Origin of the sequence: Paenibacillus sp. HWE-109 (assembly GCF_022163125.1) — a bacterium.
Taxonomy (GTDB): Bacteria; Bacillota; Bacilli; order Paenibacillales; family NBRC-103111; genus Paenibacillus_E.
The window spans coordinates 4,880,032-4,900,234 of the sequence record NZ_CP091881.1; the positions used below are offsets into that span (position 1 = coordinate 4,880,032).

9 protein-coding genes are annotated in these 20,203 nt (G+C 43.5%); 1 reads left to right on the forward strand and 8 read right to left on the reverse strand.

All coding sequences use genetic code 11. The annotated features are described in order from the left end of the window. Positions 1-131: 131 nt before the first annotated feature. The 5 genes from LOZ80_RS20910 to LOZ80_RS20930 all read right to left on the reverse strand — a co-directional run bounded on the left by LOZ80_RS20910 (position 132) and on the right by LOZ80_RS20930 (position 8,726). Positions 132-4,385 (reverse strand): discoidin domain-containing protein, encoded by a 4,254-nt coding sequence (locus LOZ80_RS20910; protein ID WP_238166523.1) that lies wholly within the window; start codon positions 4,383-4,385, stop codon positions 132-134. 79 nt (positions 4,386-4,464) lie between these two features. Further along, the gene (locus LOZ80_RS20915; protein ID WP_238166524.1) at positions 4,465-5,322 is read right to left on the reverse strand and encodes a peptidylprolyl isomerase; all 858 of its coding nucleotides are present in this window, start codon (positions 5,320-5,322) and stop codon (positions 4,465-4,467) included. Positions 5,323-5,484: 162 nt separating this feature from the next. Beyond that, complete coding sequence (locus tag LOZ80_RS20920) at positions 5,485-6,360, reverse strand: carbohydrate ABC transporter permease (RefSeq protein WP_238166525.1); 876 nt, start codon at positions 6,358-6,360, stop codon at positions 5,485-5,487. Then, the gene (locus tag LOZ80_RS20925; protein WP_238166526.1) at positions 6,345-7,259 is read right to left on the reverse strand and encodes a carbohydrate ABC transporter permease; all 915 of its coding nucleotides are present in this window, start codon (positions 7,257-7,259) and stop codon (positions 6,345-6,347) included. The genes LOZ80_RS20920 and LOZ80_RS20925 overlap by 16 nt, the downstream gene beginning before the upstream one ends. Before the next feature lie 69 nt (positions 7,260-7,328). Beyond that, positions 7,329-8,726 carry an ABC transporter substrate-binding protein gene (locus LOZ80_RS20930; RefSeq protein ID WP_238166527.1) on the reverse strand — a complete coding sequence of 466 codons (1,398 nt, stop codon included), beginning with the start codon at positions 8,724-8,726 and terminating at the stop codon, positions 7,329-7,331. Positions 8,727-9,032: 306 nt separating this feature from the next. Here LOZ80_RS20930 and LOZ80_RS20935 point away from each other — a divergent pair, with 306 nt between their 5' ends. Beyond that, positions 9,033-11,414 (forward strand): glycoside hydrolase family 95 protein, encoded by a 2,382-nt coding sequence (locus LOZ80_RS20935; protein ID WP_238166528.1) that lies wholly within the window; start codon positions 9,033-9,035, stop codon positions 11,412-11,414. A 700-nt stretch (positions 11,415-12,114) separates the two neighbouring features. Here LOZ80_RS20935 and LOZ80_RS20940 read toward each other — a convergent pair. The 3 genes from LOZ80_RS20940 to LOZ80_RS20950 form a co-directional block, all read right to left on the reverse strand. Further along, positions 12,115-13,728, reverse strand: a complete 1,614-nt coding sequence (locus LOZ80_RS20940; RefSeq protein ID WP_238166529.1) for a response regulator — start codon at positions 13,726-13,728, stop codon at positions 12,115-12,117. Between the two features lie 12 nt (positions 13,729-13,740). Then, a complete protein-coding gene (locus tag LOZ80_RS20945; protein WP_238166530.1) occupies positions 13,741-15,429 on the reverse strand; it encodes a cache domain-containing sensor histidine kinase in 1,689 nt (562 codons plus the stop codon). A gap of 188 nt (positions 15,430-15,617) precedes the next feature. Then, positions 15,618-20,174, reverse strand: coding sequence for an alpha-L-fucosidase (locus LOZ80_RS20950; protein ID WP_238166531.1), 4,557 nt, complete (start codon positions 20,172-20,174; stop codon positions 15,618-15,620). Positions 20,175-20,203 lie beyond the last annotated feature (29 nt).

The window sequence follows — 20,203 nt, forward strand, 5'->3', positions numbered from 1 at the left end:
GGGGAGTTTTCGCGTGTTTCATCAGCGATAAGAGTCGCCAAAGACTTCTATTCATGTAAAACCACCACTTTCCTCGCAAATAGGAGCTCCTAAAGACTCTTATTGGCAGCAAAACAGAGGGAAGGGCTGCCCTATAGACCGAATACCCTAAATTCATAAAAACTTGCCCATTCATTGGAGGCTAACCCTGTCACAGTAATTCTCACATATCTGCCGCTTGCTGTGAAATTATCAGCCTGCGTTTGATTGGGATTCGTATTCCCTGTCTGATTGGAAACCGTGGTCCAATTCAAATTATCGTTCGAAACCTCGACTTTGTATTTGTACACATTGTTATGTTCCCATACGACCTCAGTCCCTGTCATGTTGGTGACGCTGCCCAAATCTACCTTCCACCAGTGGTTCAGGTTCCCGTCATTCGCTGTCCAACGGGTATCCGTATTGCCATCGTTTCCATTAGAGGCCACATTTCCTTTGCTAGTTTCCTCACTATCAGCGCTCATAGTCTTGCCTAAGGCTAGATTAGGTCTAAGCGGATCGGTAACCACAGAAATATTGTCGTACTGAGCATAATTCCAGCCACTACCTAGTCCGACCAGTCCATATAGGAATGTGTTGTCGGTAATGGAAGCAACCAGTTGTGAATCGATATAAGCCTTGATCGTGGTATCATGAAAGCTAAGCTTTATATTGTGCCATGTATTAGCAGAGAATGGAACGGTGCCGGATGCCAGTAGGATTTCGCTAGCAGCAGCAATATCCGGAGCGCCTATGACAAGTTTCCAGTTCCCACTTTGGTCAACAACTAATTTGTATCCTTTCAATTTATTATACTGTGGAGCATTTCGATTTTGAGTTCCTACTCTACCTATAATAGAAACGGTTCCAGCGTTTTCAACCAATACATCAGCGCTGTAATCATAATCCCGCCATGACAAATCTCCGAATTCGGTAAATGCACTATTGCTGATCGGCTCTCCCCATGCATTCCACTGAAGCAGCGGTCCTGTTATGACTTGGCGTAAAGCTTTGCCAGTTCCTCCGAACTTGTTGCTGACTTCGAACGCACCGTGCTCATCTTGCGTATATTTGGGTGTAGTTCCGACGGCATAGTTCTCAAAGTTTTCGCTGTATGGATTAGGGAAAGCGGATGCCGCCGGAATGGCATGTGCTGCTGCTCCTTTCTGTTGGCCTGTCGTCGTTGTTAAAGAGTAGATAGAATTAGGCTCCAAATTAATAGAAAATGAACCGCCAGATGGCGTTATATCACTTTGCTGTATGAATTGCTGCGTACTGTTGGATTTCCAAACATGAATCGTTCCCGTAGATAACCCCCCTGTGAGATTGAACTTCATCGTTTCAAACGCCCCGCCAGTGACCATAATTATGCTGTAATTTCCGCTTGAATCCGGCTGTTTCATCGTCACATACGAAGTATTGCCAGTTGTTATCCCTGTTCCGCTATCGAGATAATTCCATCCCGGCTTTGTGAATTGAGTCGTATGAGCCGCCGCCCAAACCGCAGGCTGGACCTTGTAATTGCCGGACCATGGAGAATTGGCAATCAAGATCCCTGAACTCGGCCAAGATAGATTGTCATAAGCCGAATTACTGAGATGCCAGACATTAGTCGCCGTAAGTTTAGCTTTGATGTAGTTGTCATTCATTTCTTTGGCCAAGTTGTAAGACCCATTCCAATCCCCAACTCCCGTCCAGCCCTCGCTTTCCCAAATGGGAAGCCCAGCATTTTGAGCATTCGCAGTAGAGATTCCATTCACATAATGATAGCCGATCACAGCGACAGCGTTTTTCAAAGCCGTGTCTGTTGCAATTCGATCCGCAAACGCCCAATCACTGCTTAGAATATCAGGTGCTATGATTTTAACATTGCTTAATCCATTATTATTCAAAGTAGGTCTGAGAATGTTTACGATATAGTCCCTTGCTTGCTGCGATGTACCATTGAAGCTTTCGTTCTGACTTCCCCCTACATAATTAATATCCAGACCCCATACAGATTTAGCGCCTTTAATATAACTAACCAAATAGTCCGCATTGTTCTGTGACCACATATTGCCGATCCACTGCGGCGCTCCCCATTCTAGAATACTAAGCACAATATTAGGATTGCGTTTCTTGGCTTCACTCATCAACCAAAGTTCATACCCACGGTTCATGTTCGGTGCAGAATTCTCAGCTAGTGTTCTTGCATGGCTTGGTTCCGTGCCTGAAGTGGAATTCATATCTCCCCCCACCTCAACCTTGAGATGCGTATAGCCCGCACCAAAATTAGGCTTGAATAAATAATCAAGAATATCGCTGCGATAAGGCTCGGGATAATCGATTAATAATCTTGTATTTCCCCCGCCACCGCTCAGGACACCTTCTCCATCGAATGTCCTTCCCAGAACACTGCCATTTATCGTTATCCCAGCTGATTGGACGTTAAAATCATCCCCCCAAGCGGAATTTGCGCCTGCAGGTTTGTATACATATATCGTTGCCGTGGTATTGGTCGGGCCTGTCGTGAATGTAACTGTTCCAAGTGTGTAGGAGGTGCTGGAAAGGCTAACCGCTGTTTCAGCACCTCCATAATTTTTCACACCGATGGATACGGGTTCCGAACTGTTGGAAGTCTTTGCATAGCCTGTCAACGTATATGTCGTATTCGGATTCAAATAGATGACTTGTTCCGCCGAGCCTGGACCTCCGCTCAACTGCAGCGCTTTGCCTCCGCTCCTCGAATTAGTGCTGACAACACTTGCTGTATTCCAATTCGTCCATGGAGACAATACACCTGATTCAAAACCTGGATTTGATACTTTGTTAAGAGTCCCAGCAATCCCAGCTCCACTATAAGCTCCTCGGTTTGGCGCGCTAGTAGACGAGACGGCGTTCCCCCAATAATCTTTCCCTCCATTGTTATTGATAAGAACACCTGACCCTAACGCCGGTGAACCCTGTAGTAATTTATAGCCGTCAACAGTCGTTCTACCATTCGTACCGCTTCCTGGATTAACAAACATAGCATCTGAGACCATTTTATGAGCTTCATTCGGTTCACTTGCCGGATGATTTCCGTAATATAGATTGTAATCCGACGTCCTTCCCCCTACGCCAGAACTGTAACCTCCACTGTCTAAATTATAAATAATATTGTTGAACATCCCCCAAGCATGATTCCCTGCGTTGCCTGCCGTTGTTATAATTTCCGTCCCCGTTCCACGTCCAACGTAAAAATCGTTATTATAGATCTGAAGGTTGGTAGGATTGCCGCTTGCAAAGACCAGTATACCCCTTTTGTCGTTCTGCGAAATATTATAACGAATCGTCACTTGATCGTCCGTCCCAACATCTGTCCCCATAAGTAAAAGGAAACCACCGTCATTGTCATGGCTGTAGTTATATTGAATAATCGTTCCCGTACAACCAAAATCCGAATCAAACCCCGTGCCGTCAAGTGTCGTGTGTCCGCCATAGGCTTCATTATATTGAATGATTGTGTCATCTGCATTCCATGGCCAGATCCCCGCATTGTAACTTCCGGAACGCATATTAAAACCATTAACCGTATTGTACTGCACCACAGCTCCCTGTGTTTCTTGAGGTACAATGCCATCTCCGCCTATATCTTGCACATAGTTGTTGGATATAACAACATTGGTGCTTGCATACCAGTTAGGGGCGGATGTACATCCAACGCCCGATCTGCACCAGAATTCAGAGGCGAAACCGATTCCTGTTCGGTCTACATCCGGACCAACAATATTGTTGTCAATCAATACGTCATTGAAATTCGATGAAACGGTTCCTCTGGAGACAAACAAGATTCCGGCACTCCCGTTGGTGTCCTTGGTGTTATCTCCCCAGACATCATGAACGTTATTGTTCTTGATATAAATATGGTTTAATGTCCCTATATCTTTACTTACGATTTCAATCCCGCGCCGATTGGAGTTAACGCCGTTATAATTTTTTATCTCTAAATTTTGAATTTCCCAATATTGTTGATTGTATAAATACACCGTAGCGCCTGCTCCATTACCGTTAATAAGCGGTTTGCTGCCGCTTCCATATTGATCAATAAGGATAGGACTTCCACTTAATCCAGAGCCTTTAGGATACAATTGTCCCGTCCAACTGCTGCCAGCTTTGAATAATATTTTATCACCGGATGTAAACGTTGTTGCATTGACCTTGGTTAATGTTTTCCAAGGCGTGCTAATGCTAGTTCCGTTATTGGCATCATTCCCGGCAGGATCAACATAATAGATTTGATTAGCTGCATGTGCCTTGCCTTGAGCCATAAGTCCCCCCAAGAATAGAACAAAATAAACGATAAAAAGAATTTTCCAATTCACTCCAGCAGGATTCATAGTCTTCATATCAATATCCCCTTCCTCGATTTATTAAAGCGCTTACAAATTATCAAATCCTAATTACTTGCAGACAAAGCTTCCCGCATTACTCCGTTTGCAAACTTATTTGATCATATAGTGCTTTCAACTTCACATCTGCTTGTTTTTCAAGCTGACTGACATATTGATCATATTGGCTATCTATATAGGCAAGTTTTAACTCCGGGCTTACCTCTTTAAATTCCTTGTATCCTGATTTCCCCCTCTCTACACACTTGATCAGAACGTAGCCTCCGCGATCTGCGATAATCTCACTTACTTCCCCAACGTTAAGCTTCATCGCAGCACGGTAAAAGGCATCTCTATATTTGGCATAGTCCCTTGCGTTGTTCTCATTCACACTCTCCTCTTTTATTGACGTGCCTTCCGTCATCCTTTCTTCGTAAATCCGATCGAAACTCTCTCCATTCTGGATACGATTCATGATAAGCTGCATGCGATCCAAAGATTCCCTATTGTTTGTCGTCTCAATGATCTCTCTCAGCATGATGTTATCCATGTTTGAGGCATATATATCTTTGGTGGCTTCATAAAATTCACGAAGCTTAACATCCGACATATCGAAATGATGTTCAGCCAAGTCATCCTTCAATCGATGGGACAAGTTGTTAACGATTTCTGCATAGTAAGTTTGCTCATTGTATTGGCGGGGTCCATAAATCACTTGTTTATTAGCTATGGCATCCATTCTGCGTTCATTCTCTTTCTCCAGATCGACTAAAAAGTCAGAGTATCGCGTAGATGGAATAAAGCCTCTCTTCTTTCCTTCGATTTGAGTGACTTTCACATGAATCAGTTCTTGCAGCGCTTTCTCTTTTAAGGTAGGTAAAGGTAAAGTCGTATCGCCACGATGTTGATTCAAAAACGCGACAAATTCGCGTCTTTGAATAGGTTCTCCATTCACGGTAGCAACAATATCCTCCTTTACTGCCGAATTTCCCCTACTAATAAAGGCACATCCTATAATAAAAACAACTAAGAGTAAGACTAAGCTTAAACGTAAAGGAGGGTTTCTCGTATTGTTCAATGGTTTGTATACATTCATAATTAAACCTCATTTCAATGGTTATCCTTTGATACCGCTTGAAGTGATGCCTTCCACAAAAAACTTTTGAGCGAAAACGAATAGCAGGATTGGCAATAAGATAACAAACGCAGCACCAGCCATTTGAAGTGAATAATTAGAACCATACTGCGTTGAAAAGTATTGAAGTCCGACGGTTACCATTTGCTTCTTCTCGCTTGAAATAAAGATAAATGGAGTTGCATAGTCATTCCAAATATAAACGAAAGAAAATACAATCATTGTCATCAAGGCAGGAACCGCAAGGGGGAGGATGATTCGAAAATAAACACGATAATGAGAGCATCCGTCAATGATAGCTGCTTCTGTGAGTTCCTTGGGAATCCCCATGAAAAATTGTCTCAAAAGAAATAGAAAGAATACATCAAACACAGCTGGAATAATTAGCGCCCAATGCGTGTTGATTAAATGCATATACTTATAGATTAGAAATCTGGCTACGATTGTTGTGTCGGGAGGAATAGCCAGTGTGGATAAGGAGATAAGCAGCAGAATATTTCTTCCTTTGAAATTCAATTTGGCAAAGGCATATGCGGCCATGGTGACGACGATCCCGCGTAATACAATCGATAAGGCCACCACTTTTAATGAATTTCCAATCCAGAGAAAGTAATTCGGCGAGGTTAGTAAAGTTCGATAATTCCCCCAATAAATCTGATCAGGAATTAGATGTTTAAGCGGTTCGTTAAACGCTTGAGCCGTCGTTTTGAGAGAAGCAGATATCATAAAGATGAATGGAAACATCATCATCAACGCTACAATCAATACAAATATGGAGTAAGAGAGAGTAGCGATAGATCGTCTACTTTTATGGATGGATGGATGAGTAGATTTCTTTGCTATTAATAATGCACCCATTTTTTCTGCCCTCCCCATTGGACCACTGAAATAACCATAATAATCAGAAACAGGACGATTGCTTGTGCTGCAGCATAACTATAGTGATTGAATGAAAAAGCTTCTTCATAGATATTGAGTGAGCTCACTCGGGAAGCTGTCCCAGGGCCGCCTTTGGTCAGTGCGTTGAAAATCGTGAAATTTTGAAAAGAACCGATCGTCGCTGTTATGATCAAAAAAAAGCTTGTAGGAGAGACAATCGGCAAGGTAATACGAACCAATTTGGTAAGCTTCGATGCCCCATCCATGTCAGCTGCTTCGTATAAATCCTTGGATACACCTTGTAATGCCGCCAAATAGACAATCATTTGAAAAGGGAAATTCAACCAGACGGCGACCATTGCCGTTGTAGGAATTGCCATTTGGCTACTAGCAAACCACAATGGCGGATTAACAATCCCTAGTCCCTTGAGCAAGGCGTTCACAACCCCTCCGAATGGATCGAACAGCAATGAAAACACCATTGAGATCGCAACGATGTTAGCCACATAAGGCATTAGAAACAAAGATCTGCTAAAGCTCTTCAAATAGAAATGTTTGTTCAATAGCACAGCAGCAATAAATCCAACGACCGTAAGACAGGGGACATAGAGGAGTGTATAATAAAAACTTTTGAGATAAGATGAGATTGCAATGGGGTCATTCCATATCGCTATATAGTTGGCTAAGCCCACCCATTGAACAGCGTTCAATGGTTTGAAATTATTCAAGTCCACGAAGCTAATAAAAAAGGCATAAAATAATGGCGCAAATTGAAAAATGAGAAATCCAATAAAAAAAGGTAATACAAATACCAACGCGGCTCGTGCCTCTTGTTTCTCCAGACTTCCGATATTTCTCTTTATTTTAAGCTTAGGCATGATATGACTCCTCCTGAAACAAAGGAGCACCCTATCTTCAGAAGTGCCCCTTTCGAATGGATTACATGATTAATTCTTCGAGGTTTTAGCCTTTTCAATAGCTTCGTCTGCACGCGATTTGATTGCTTTAACCGCATCATCCAGAGGTTTTTGTCCTACAAGATACGACTCGCCTTCCTGTAAAATAATTTTCCCGTATTCCGCAGCAATCGAACCCGTAATTTTCTCTGGCTTGAGACCCAGATTAGGCGTCAGAAATACGTCTTTGAGATCCTCCGTCGTAATCCCATCTGCAGCAGGGAATTTAGCTGCCATTTCTTGGAAAATCTTATCCGTATCTTCTTTGGTTAAATCCACACGCGCTGGCGTTCCGGAGCCGCCATATTTATATTGATTGTCTGCAAGCCAATTCACGAAATCTGCTGCTTCCTTAGGATGTTTGGAATATTTATTGATGCCATTTCCTGAAGTAATGCCGATCATGTTCTTTCCATTAGGATCAACTGGCGGCTGCGTGATACCGACCTTCCAATCGCGCGGATAAGTCTTCATATCTATTGGCGCAAAAGCAAACCATGTACCCGTAAATTGCATTGCATATTTGCCGTTCATAAAGGCATCATAAGGAATTTTCTTTGACTTTGTTTCAAGCCAGCTCGGTTGAATTTTTAATTTATTTCCCAGATCACCCAACCACTGTAAAGATTCTTTAAAGGCAGGATCATCATAATTCGATGTACCATCCGCTTTATAACCGCTAATGCCTCTCTGGGCTGCTAATAAATAAAAGGTATTATCGTAATCGGGAAAGCTTGAACCATAGATCCCTTTGCTTGAATCCGTTAATTTTCGGGCTGTTTCCACATATTGATCCCATGTCCATTCGCCCTTTGGATAAGGCACTTTGGCATCATCAAAAATCTTTTTATTATAAAATACGGCCCATGTTCCAGCCCCAGTTGGCAGCATATAAACTTTATCGCTGAATTTGGTTAAATATTTCCCGAATTTCTTCTCATAATCAACCCCTGCATCCTTATAAATATCATTCAAGGGAAGGAGAAAGCCACTGTTTGCGTATTTAGCATGTATGATTGGGTTCTGAAGAGGAATAACATCTACGGTCCCAGACGTCGAAAGATCAATATCGATCTTTTTGTAAATAACATCTCCATCACCAGCAACGGTTTCTAACTCCACGGTGTTGCCCGAATATGCCTTATAAGCCTCTAATAGTGTCTTTGTTGCTGGCAAGTTGGCATTGCCAGAAGTCGAATACCATTTGAGGGTTACGGCTTCCTTTTTGGCAACAGGTGCGGGCATTTCCGTACTAGCAGGTGAAACGGTTGGGACCGAGCTTGATGCGCCGCCCGCATCATTCTTGCTGCTGCAGCCTGCTAGAGACAAGCCGATCATTCCAAAAATTAATACTGAAACGCTTACAGTTCTATACTTATTTTTCTCCACTTTTTCATACCCCTTTTCGCTTGGACATCTATTGCCTCTTTACTATAATTCTTTATAACATCCGTTCAAATGTAATATCTTTCGAATTTTTAACCTTTCTCATCATCTATCCAATAGAACATCATTCAATTTGTAAAATATAAAGAAAAAATGTACTTTTTTGCACTCTGGCAGGTGGCTTCCCGCGGCAGAATCATTCTTGTTAACTTTATTCAAAAGTACCTTAGTAATGTCCTTATTCCAGCTGGCGATTTTGTGATGTAGTTGGAGTGAGCATATTCCATTCACTAAAAGGAGCTGTTACCTTTGAAATTGCATTATCTAAGCTGCGCAAAAGCGTGGACCGAAGCGCTTCCTATCGGAAATGGCCGACTGGGTGCTATGGTTTTTGGCGATCCGGAAGCTGAGCATTTGCAGTTAAATGAAGATACCCTGTGGTCAGGACGAGGTCCTGTCGACGAAAATAATCCGAACGCGAAGCGCGTTCTCTCTGAAGTACGCGGGCTTATAGCAGAAGGTCGTTACACGGAAGCGGACAAGAAGAGCAAGGAGATGATGGGGCCTTACAATCAATCCTATATGCCGCTTGGCGATCTTCACCTGAAATTCCGCCACGGAGGCATTGTTCAGGCCTATGAGCGCAGCTTGGATTTGACAGATGCCATCGCTAGGGTGTCGTACCAGATTGGCGATATTGCGTATACCCGCGAAATGTTTGCTTCCTATCCGGACCAAGTCATTGTGATCCGTATCGAGGCAAGCGCTCCGGGCGCTCTGAATTTCACAGCGCGGCTGGATAGCCCTCATCCGTATCGAACAAGCTTTACGGCAGATCATCTGTATTTGCAAGGTATTTGCCCGGAGCATGTTGATCCTAATTATTACGATAGGAATCACCCCGTCGTATACGGTGAACCCGAAACAACGGAAGCCATGCGGTTCGAGGGGCGTATTGGCGTTCAACTTGAAGGCGGCGCTTATGCGATTGATCATGACGGACTTCATATTCAAAGCGCCAAAACGGTTACACTGCTGTTCAGCGCGGAAACCAGCTTCCAAGGATATGATAAGCCGCCTGCCAAGGAAAGCGGTGAAGTAGCCGCCGCTAATGAGGAGCGCCTGCAGCGGGCGATGGCCAAATCCTATGAGCAATTACGGCAAGCTCATATAGATGACTACACGGCATTATTCAACCGCGTGGAACTGAGGCTTGGCGCTTCCGAGGCGGCAGAGCGAATGCCGACTGACCGGAGAATCGCCGGGTATGGGGCGAAGGATGCCGGGCTCGTGGAGCTGCTGTTTCAATATGGCCGATACTTGCTGATCGCAAGCTCTCGCGCAGGGTCGCAGCCGGCCAATTTGCAGGGCATTTGGAACAAAGAATTGCGCCCGCCATGGAGCAGCAATTGGACGTTGAACATTAATACCCAGATGAACTACTGGCTAGCAGAAACGTGCCATTTATCCGAATGTCACGAGCCGCTTCTCGGGTATATACAGAATTTGTCCAACAAAGGCCGGAAAACGGCCGAAGTGAACTATGGCTGCAGAGGCTGGGTCGCGCATCATAACGCAGACATCTGGTGCCAGTCAGCGCCTGTCGGGGACTATGGCCAAGGCGATCCGGTGTGGGCGCTATGGCCGATGTCGGCTGCTTGGCTGTGCCAGCACCTCTGGGAGCACTACGCGTTCACCCAAGATGAACGTTATCTTCGTGAGCAGGCTTATCCGATGATGAGAGAAGCGGCGCTTTTCTGTCTGGATTGGCTGCATCCGGACGAAAACGGCCATCTAATCACATCGCCCTCCACCTCACCGGAGCATAAGTTTGTGACTGCGGATGGGCAGATGGCAGCGGTCAGCCAGGCAACGACAATGGATATGTCGTTAATTTGGGATTTGTTGACGAGCAGTATCGAGGCGTCGACCATTTTGAACGTTGACGAGCCCCTTAGAGCTGAGATGGCAGCAGCGCGCGAGAAACTGAAGCCGATGCAGATCGGCAAACACGGCCACCTGCAGGAATGGTCGAAAGATTGGGATGACGAGGATGTGCATCACCGCCATGTCTCGCATCTGTTCGGAATCTACCCTGGCCATCAATTAACGGAACTGGGAACGCCTGAGCTGTTTCAGGCAGCAAGAACCTCCTTGGAGCGGCGCGGTGATGACGGGACAGGCTGGAGTCTGGCTTGGAAAATTTGTTTGTGGGCCCGTTTTCAGGACGGGAACCGGACGCTTGCGCTCATCTCCAATTTGCTGCAGTTGGTGAAAGAGGACGAGACGAACTATCATCACGGTGGGGTTTACGCCAACTTGTTCGATGCCCACCCGCCTTTTCAAATCGACGGCAACTTTGGATTTACCGCCGGCGTGGCGGAGATGCTGGTTCAATCTCATGACGGTGAGATTTCACTGCTGCCCGCCTTGCCGGATGCATGGCCGACCGGCTTCGTGAGGGGCCTCCGAGCAAGAGGCGCGATAAGCGTTAGTCTATCGTGGGCAGAGGGCGCTCTTCAGGAAGCGGAAATCGAAGCGCAATTCGGCGGCAGCTGCCGTATTCGCACGAACGGGCTTTCGCTCACGGTCGATTCGGAAGGCACGCATGTACCTTACGAAGTTGTGATGGAGGGTGTCATCCGCTTCGATACCGAGGCAGGTAAACGATATACGCTGCGCAGCGTGTAAGTTCTCATCTTACAACGGCAATCCGGGGTTCTATTTAAGAAAAACGGCTTCGCCGCCCTGACTAATCAGCCTCTTCTTAGCGGCAAAACCTAGTAAGGGAACTAGGGGACGCTAATTAGGCAAAAAGTAGGGATTCGAAGGTAATAGAGGAACTACAGGGTCTTATTTCCACAAAAAGCGTAAAAATTCCCATATAACAGCAAAATAGCGGACTATAGTTCCCTCAACCTCCCGAAAATGACACTTTTGGCTAGAATAGCGGACTATAGTTCCCTCCCTCTGTTCGCACCGGGCGGCTGGAGTAACTCCGCGTTCACTTCAAAAGATATAAACTCTTATATGTAAATAAATACTGTCCTACAGTCATCTCTTGACCATAGGACAGTATTTATGTTTGTCATTTTATTTTCAGCATGCCCAAAATAAGGATTGTAGCTTCCGCTCTTGTTGCTTCATCGTTAGGCGCGAAAGTTATTAACCCCACGAGTAACCGTCACATTGGTTGGAGCATCCAGATATTTAACCGCTTGACCTCCGTCATTCAGAGTAATAGCTTTCAAAGTGATTTTGTCTTCTTTTCCGGGCGCATTTTTCGCAGTAACATATTTAACCAGAATATTCTTGTCTTTGGAACCAGCACACCCTCTGATTAATCAGAAACCCGCTGCGTAAGCTGAATGACTAATCCAGATCAATTCCTCTAGATCTTCTCCGGTGTTGACAAGTTTTTATACTTGATAGGAGACTCTCCGACATTCTTCTTGAAAACTTTGCTAAAATAATATTCATCCGAGTAACCTACTTCTCGCGCGATTTCAGCGATTTTTAAATCCGTCGTTTTTAATAAGAACTTCGCTTGACTGATCTTAACTTCCGTCAAGTATTCAATTAAATTCTGGCCCGTCTCTTTTTTATAGAGATTGCTTAAATAGGCTGCAGACAACTGTAAATATTCGGCAACCTTTTCCAAGGACAGATCTTCTTTGTAATGCTTATTGATAAATTGTTTGGTTGTAAATACCCGCATATTCTCATTGTTGTTTATCAACTGCTCAGTAAAACGCTGTTTCAAATGATGAATCCACTCGATGAAATCAACCTTTAAATTCATTGTAGTTATATCCGTGTACATCTCTTTATTGACGATATCTTTGCCTGTTAGTTTGAATTTTTCCATAAAGGTCTGAAATAAATAATAAATGGAATAGCATAATCCAGTTAATAATTCCTTCGTTAGGTTATTGGATTGACGCATTTTCTGAATTAACAGATCTAGAGCGTCCTTAATCGCCTTAATGTCTCCATCCAGAAGCGCGAATTCAACCTTCCTCATTTCTGCAGAAATATCTTCGTTCTCTTGAATCGATATTCGTTTCATTTCACCATAATAAATATTGCTCCCCCTCGGTAAAATAAATTTGTATCCTATTGCTTCTTTCGCTTCCTTAAAGGCTTGCTTGATGTACAAATAATTCGAATGTCCATTGCTGATCCCTATGCAAACGGATGTATTTAAATATTTTCGCAATGAAGTCCTCATATTGGTTGTCAACTCATGCAACCTTTCGCCACTATCCTCCCTCTCGTTTTTCTTTAAAGTGAAAATGACGACAAATTGTTTGGGATGAATACTCGCCACATGCCCGTAGGCATAACTGGATAAAACCTCCTCTAAGATGTTGAGAATAGAATAATCAAGCAAATGAGGCGCTTCCCCATATTTATCATAAATAGTCAAATCATCAACTTCGACGATCATACAACTGAGCGGTTTCTCCAAAAAATTCAAATTAAGCACATTTAACTGCTGCAACATTTCATCGCTATTCTGAATAACACCTAGAAGCATATCTTTAAAAAACTTTTCTTTATGCAGGGCTGTATGTATAATTGGATATTCTTGTGCAACAGACGCATTCACAGCCCTATCTTTTGCTGCTGCTATTGAAAGACTTAACTCTTTCATAATCTGAATCAATTGCACGGGCTCCAACTCTAGTTTCAACATATAATCTTCCGCCCCATGCTTCATGGCTTCCTTGACATAAACCAAATCATCATACGCGCTTAATACGATAAATTTCGCCGGATGATTCTCTTGCCTTAATTGCTTGATTAATTCAATCCCCGTCATCACAGGCATTTTAATATCTGTCAAAATAATATCAGGTGAATAGGCTCTAGCCATCTCTAATGCTTTTTTCCCATTTTCTGCTTCACCCACAAGCTCGAATCCCAATTCTTCCCATGGTAGGATCGTTTTAATACCTATCCTGACAAGCGCTTCATCATCAACGATTAATATTTTCAGCAACTTTTTCACCACCTACTCGGTATGCAAAGATTCTTCACTAATATCCAAAGGAAGAACGATATGAACTTTCGTATAGACACCTAATTGACTATCAATCTGAATGCCATAGAGGTCACCGCAGATCATTTTGATACGAAGGTTTACATTTTGCACACCAATCCCGCCAAAGGAATCTTCCGATCTGAAACTACTCCCCAAAATTCGGGACACCTGAAAAGCCGACATTCCTACGCCGCTATCTTCAACTGTAATTTGGAGTGTTGTATGATCAGTGAATATCTTAATTCTAATAAAACCAGGCTCTTCCAGTGGTTCAATTCCATGAAATATGGCGTTCTCAACGATCGGCTGTAGAATGAATTTGACACATTTCTTAAGCAGCAGTTGTTCATCTATTTCATAAGAAACCTGAAATTTCTCGCGATATCGCGTTTGTTGAATATAAATATAATCCTTAATCATGCTCAATTCTTCACTTACTGTTGTCAGCGCGCTTTGCTCTTTGAATGTATTTTTCAATAATCTTCCCAGAGCATCTACAACCTCTTTAATGCCGTCTGATTTTTGAATGATAGCCATCCATCTTATTGTATTCAAGGTATTGTACAGAAAATGAGGTGTGATTTGTCCTTGCAGCGCCTTGATTTCCGCTTTTCTTTTCATGGCTTCTTCTTCTACTGCTTGGCTAAAAAGCGAATTAATCCGCTCAATCATGTAGTTGAAATTAACGCTAAGCAAACCAATCTCATCAATATTGGAAATGTTGGATTTCACCAGCAGATTAGAGCCTTTCACATCTTTCATCGTTAACGTTAACTTTTTGATAGGTTTTACAATCCCAGCTGAAATAAAAAACCAAAGCACTCCTGAAAACAGCAAAGAAAGAATACATACCGCAGTCGTGATTTTAAATACAACTTTATTATCCTTCGTCAACAGTTCGAGAGGAACCATTTGCACGATTTTCCAGCCATACTTATCCAAATCATAATTAGATACCAAATAAGATTTCCCGTTTTTCTTGATCTCGAAGTTCGAAAGATTCTTTTCTGTAGGCAGTATAATGCCTTCCGACTCAAGACTCTGGGCAAGCTTCTCTTGCGGGTAAACGATTTTCCCAAGCTGATCGACAACATACAATTGACTTTGTGTATTGGGGGATGCCTTGCTTAAAATATCCGTGAAAACATTCGTATTCAAACTCAAATATAAACTTCCAATATTCCTGTTGTTAAAATCCCTGATCAATCGGGAGAGTGAAAATACCTGTTTAAACTGGGTCATTCTTGACTTATTATCATTGTCATGCACGCCAATCCAAAGTACGTTCCCGCCTAAATTCTCCGATTGTTTATACCAATTCGATGCTAGCAGCAGTTTCGTATCTATGGCGTAAGCATCACTCCCATTCCCATATCTAAATTCACTACCGTTCATGCCAAAAATAAAAAGAGAAGTGACGTATTTATAATAATTTGAATAAAAAGCTAGATTATTCATAACCTGATCCACTTTCTTATAATTAGCATAGTAGTCCAATGGATTGTTATTATCCGCACTAATTGCCTGCTGAATATCTTCGTTTATAAAGATTAAGTCTGTTATTTTTTCTATTTCCGATAAATCCTTTTCAATGGAACTTCCAATATATAGAAGGTTTTCGTGGAATGAATCACTTACTTTCTCTTTTAGTATTTTCACGGATATGAAGTACGAGCTTATGCTGATAAATGATGTAGGTATAATCAATGACGAACAGGAAGGAGATCATTATTTTATTGAAAATACTCTTTTTGAAAAAGCGAATTGGATTCACTCCACCCTCCCCTTACCAAAAACTGTGCTAAACTCAACAAATCGTTGAGCCTAGCACATATTTCAAAGCCTCTTTAATTAATCAATTTCAAATATTGCATCGCTTGTTTGATAAGCACCGCAGCCTCTGCGCGAGTGGCTGCCTCTTGCGGAGCGAAGGTTGTTGCTGTTTTCCCATGAACCAGACCTTTGCTAGTGGCTTCCGCTACCGCGCTGCGGGCGTAATCAGATAACTGGTCTTGATCGGCAAATTGGGTATTCGTCACTGCCTCCGGTTGCGTGTCTCCCTGAACGAGATGGACAGCTTTCATCATCATGGCGACCATCTGCTCTCTCGTAATCAGTTGATCCGGGTTGAATCGACCTTCACCTACACCTTGAACCAAGCCATACTTCGCGGCTGTACCTACTTCTGATGCATACCACTGGGTAGCGGCAACATCTGTAAATACATTTGGCGTCGTCTCTGTCGGCAATCCAAGCCCTCTTACGAGAAGAGCTGCAAACTGAGCCCGAGTGACTTGCATCTCCGGCGTATACGTATGATCCGTTGTGCCATCGATCACCAACTTGGAAGCCAGGCTCTCAACATCTTTCTGCGCCCAGTGACCGTTCATATCGCCAAATGTTTTCTTGTTCTGAACGATCGCATACAGGCTATTTGTATTTCGGGTTATGGTTGCTTCTGTTTTTCCGTTCTTCACACTGAACACCGATGGCACAAACTTCAGCTCTCCTGTGATCGGGTCGTAAACGACCGCAGTCGCAGTTGAAGAATCTTGAATGGTGTCGTCTACTTTCATCACACGTGTAATAAAACGGTTGGCAAAGTTCGTAATTTCAACTTCTTTATCCTTGGCTTTCAGAATCACTTTGAAATCGATCATATCGCTTACGCGTTTCATACCATTCTCTGAGAGGGATTGATCAAATTGCTGTTCGTGCTGGCTTTTCGCTTTATCCATGCGAATGATCAGCACTGCGCCTTCGGTATTAACCACGCTCGCAACATCTTCACGGTTCAGGATGGACAGTGGCAGGTTATATGATCCCAAATGATTTCTTAGGGTCAGGACCGTTCCTTTATTTACTTTAAGACTGTTATACAAAATATCAAGCGGCAACTGTACGGCGTTCCTTTCATACTCGCCAGACATCTCGAAATTGAGGATTGAGCTGCTTGCAGCTTTAAGATCTGCTAATTTCTCCGCGAGTCGTTCACGATTGATAATTGCCGTAATCGCTGTTTGACTTTCTTGCACAGGCTCGATCCTAAGTTCCGTATCCTTGGGTACATACTTAGTTGGATCTTCTTTCACTGGGGCTGTGATTGGATTGCCAGAACCGGAACCGGAACCAGTGCCAGGGTTGGAAGTGTCATTTTGTCCGCTGATTGTTATCATGATTTCCCCGCGAACCCCCGAACCGTCCACTGCACCTGCAACAACTTTCACGGTCCCATTCTTCACAGCCATTAGCACCCCGGATTGATTCATGATCGCTTTATCCGTTGCCGTGTCATTAGCTTCATAAACAGCCCATGTCACAGACGGATTCGTCGCATGAACCGGAAGCACTGCTGCACTTATTGAAAGGCTTCCGCCCTTCACGTTAATAGCTGTCGATGCGCTTGTGATGTTGATCGACGCCACTTTCACAGGATCAGTGCCTGGATCGATAATATCCGTTTGACCGCTTAGGGTAATTACCTTTTCCCCATGAACACCGGAACCATCCGCTGCCGTTGCTACTACTTTCACGACGCCGTCTTTCACAGCCGTCAACCATCCGTTTGCGCCCATGATCGCTTTATCCGTTGCCGTCGTAGCATCATTTTCGTATACAGCCCATGTGACAGACTTGTTCGTTGCATTCGCAGGAAGCACTGCTGCGTCTAATTGAAGGCTTCCACCCTTCGTATTAATGATGGACGACGCGCTGGTGACAATGACCGACAGAACATGAACCGTCGCATGTTCAACTTTGGAAGCCTCAAACACTTGCAATGCAGCGTTCAAAGCAGTCGTTGCTTGTTCGAATTCCTCTTGGGTAGCAGAGTGATTGTCTGCAACCGACTGCGCGTCGTTTATGGCTGTCTGCAACGCTTGTTTCGAGCCTGTGCCATAATTGCCGGCAGCCGATCCTTCCACGGCGGCATCGTGTTTTGCTTGGGCATTCGCGATCAACGCGACAAGCGCCGCTTTGTGCGCATTTTCCGATACCGTTACGTTAGCAACTGCATGTAACGCAGTTCCCGCTACCGTTCCGGTTACGCTAAAGCTGCCAGCTTGCTCATACTTGGCAGGATCGATCGATTCCCATTGAACCGATTTTTGTTGCGTCGTCGCATCGCTGTATTTAACCGTTACGACCGCCGGCAACTCCGGTTCGGTTCCGATAGGCGTTGCTACAGCTACAGGCATGATTTCGGTAATTGCAGTTGCAGTGTTCCACTTGGCGTACAACGTCATGTTCGTACTTGGAACCGTATCCACAGCAAAATTCCATGCTTGAGTGAGCGCCGTATCCTTATACCAGTCGACAAATGTGTAGCCTGCTCTCGTTGGTGCTGCCGGAGCTGCAATCTTCAATCCTTCATCTGTAACGATAGACGTGACTGCGCTGCCTCCATTACTGTTAAAGCTTACGGTCGAAGTTGTCGTAATGAACTTCCACTGCTGGTTTAGACTGCCATTGTCGTACCATTGGAGCGCTAATGCACCATCTGCAGTTGATCCACCATCGAGATCAAGAAACTTACCACTGTTGCGATTCTTGATTTTAAAGTATCCGTCGCCGGCATCAACCAACTGCCACTGTTGGTTCTTCTCTCCATTGTCCGGCCATTGTATATTTTGAGCACCATCAGCCGTTGAACCCCCACTAATATCCATCATCTTGCCACTGTTCACATTTTTAATCTTATAGTATCCGTTGCCTGTAGCGATAACCTGAAATTTCTGGCTTGTCAATCCGCTAAAGGTTCGCTGTTCAATTTTTGCACCATCTGCTGTCGAATTGCCTTCTACAGTCAAAGGTTTATTACTATTTCTACTGACGATTTGATAAGTTTTAGTTAAATCAATAGGTGCTTGAGGAATCTCTCCTGAAAACGTAAGTTTAACGACATAAGCATCCGCAGTATACGGTTGAGTTGGCATCGTAATCTTCAAGCCCGAAGTATCTTGTGTACGGGTTGGAAGATTAATATAGCTGCCTGCTGTTTCACCCAGCAATTGAACATTTGTTAATGTGCTTAAGTTCATACTCGTACTAAGTGATGTAATATTTAATTGAGAGCCCGGCCAGCCCAATACTGTAGCATATAGTGTATTATTAGCTTTGTTTCTTGTAAAACGAATGTCTGTATTAGTTCCTGCTACAGGGGTAACAAACATTCCGCCTCCCATACTAGTAGGCCCTTCTCCATATGTTGTCCAAGGACGCGTAGAATAGATCGACTCACCAAATTTCTTGAGATAGTCACCCATACCCAGCAAAATATCCTTTTGTGCTTGAGGGATTGTACCATCCGCCATTGGCGAAATATTCAAGAGCATATTCCCATTTTTACTAACTCGGTCTATTAAAGAATGCAGCATGGCTTGACGTGAATAATATGCTATGCCATTTGTATAAGACCAGCTTGAACTGCTGAGCGCATCATCCGTTAACCAATATGGGGTAACAATCTCTGCAGGTCCACCTCTTTCATAATCAACCACTTCACCATTTGTGTTAAAAGCAGGATCATGTATTTTATATGTGGCCACCACTTCTTTGTTCCAATCAATTGCTTTATTGTAATAGTAGGATAAAAAATTTAAACGCTGTGTTTCAGCCACTTTATTCACATCAAAATCTTGCCATAAAATATCCGGTTGATAACCATCGATAACTTCTTTTAATTTATCATACCAGAGTTGGTCTTCTTGCTCTTTCGGCAATTTACCATAAAGCTTTTGTAGCGAAGTCGTGCTCGGAGTTGGGGCATACTCATAAAATCCATTAAAATTATATGCATGATGCATGGCTGCTAATAGTTTCATGTCTTTTGCACGAATGGCTGTTGCAAATAGACCTAACAGATCAAGCTTTGGTCCAGTTTGTACTGAATTCCATTCATTCACTGTACTGTTCCACATCGAATAACCGTCATGATGCTCCGCAACTGGACCAGCAAATTTCGCACCCGCATCCGCAAAAAGTTGGGCCCATTCATTGGGATCAAAATTACCGCCTGCAGATTTCAATTTAGGTGCAAATTGTCGGAATACACCTGATTTATCGTATCCGCCAGTAATAAATTTATCATATGGAAATTCAGTCGTTGTACCAAACGTATTGTTATGGTAGCTATTAACGTAGTAATTAGGAATATACATATTTCTACCGTACCATTCATTGTCAAATGCGGGTACACTAAAGGCTCCCCAGTGAAAATATATGCCAAATTTAGCATCTTGAAACCACTCTGGGGATGCAGTATGTGTATCGACTGAAGCCCATGTAGGCTGATACGTAGTGGCCGTGGCCGCACTTGCCGTAATAGGTACTGTACATGTAAGTATCATTGCAATCATAATAAAAACCGTCAATATTCTTTTTGTATAGCCTTTTACTTGTTTCATAACTATATCCATTCCTTTCACTATAATAA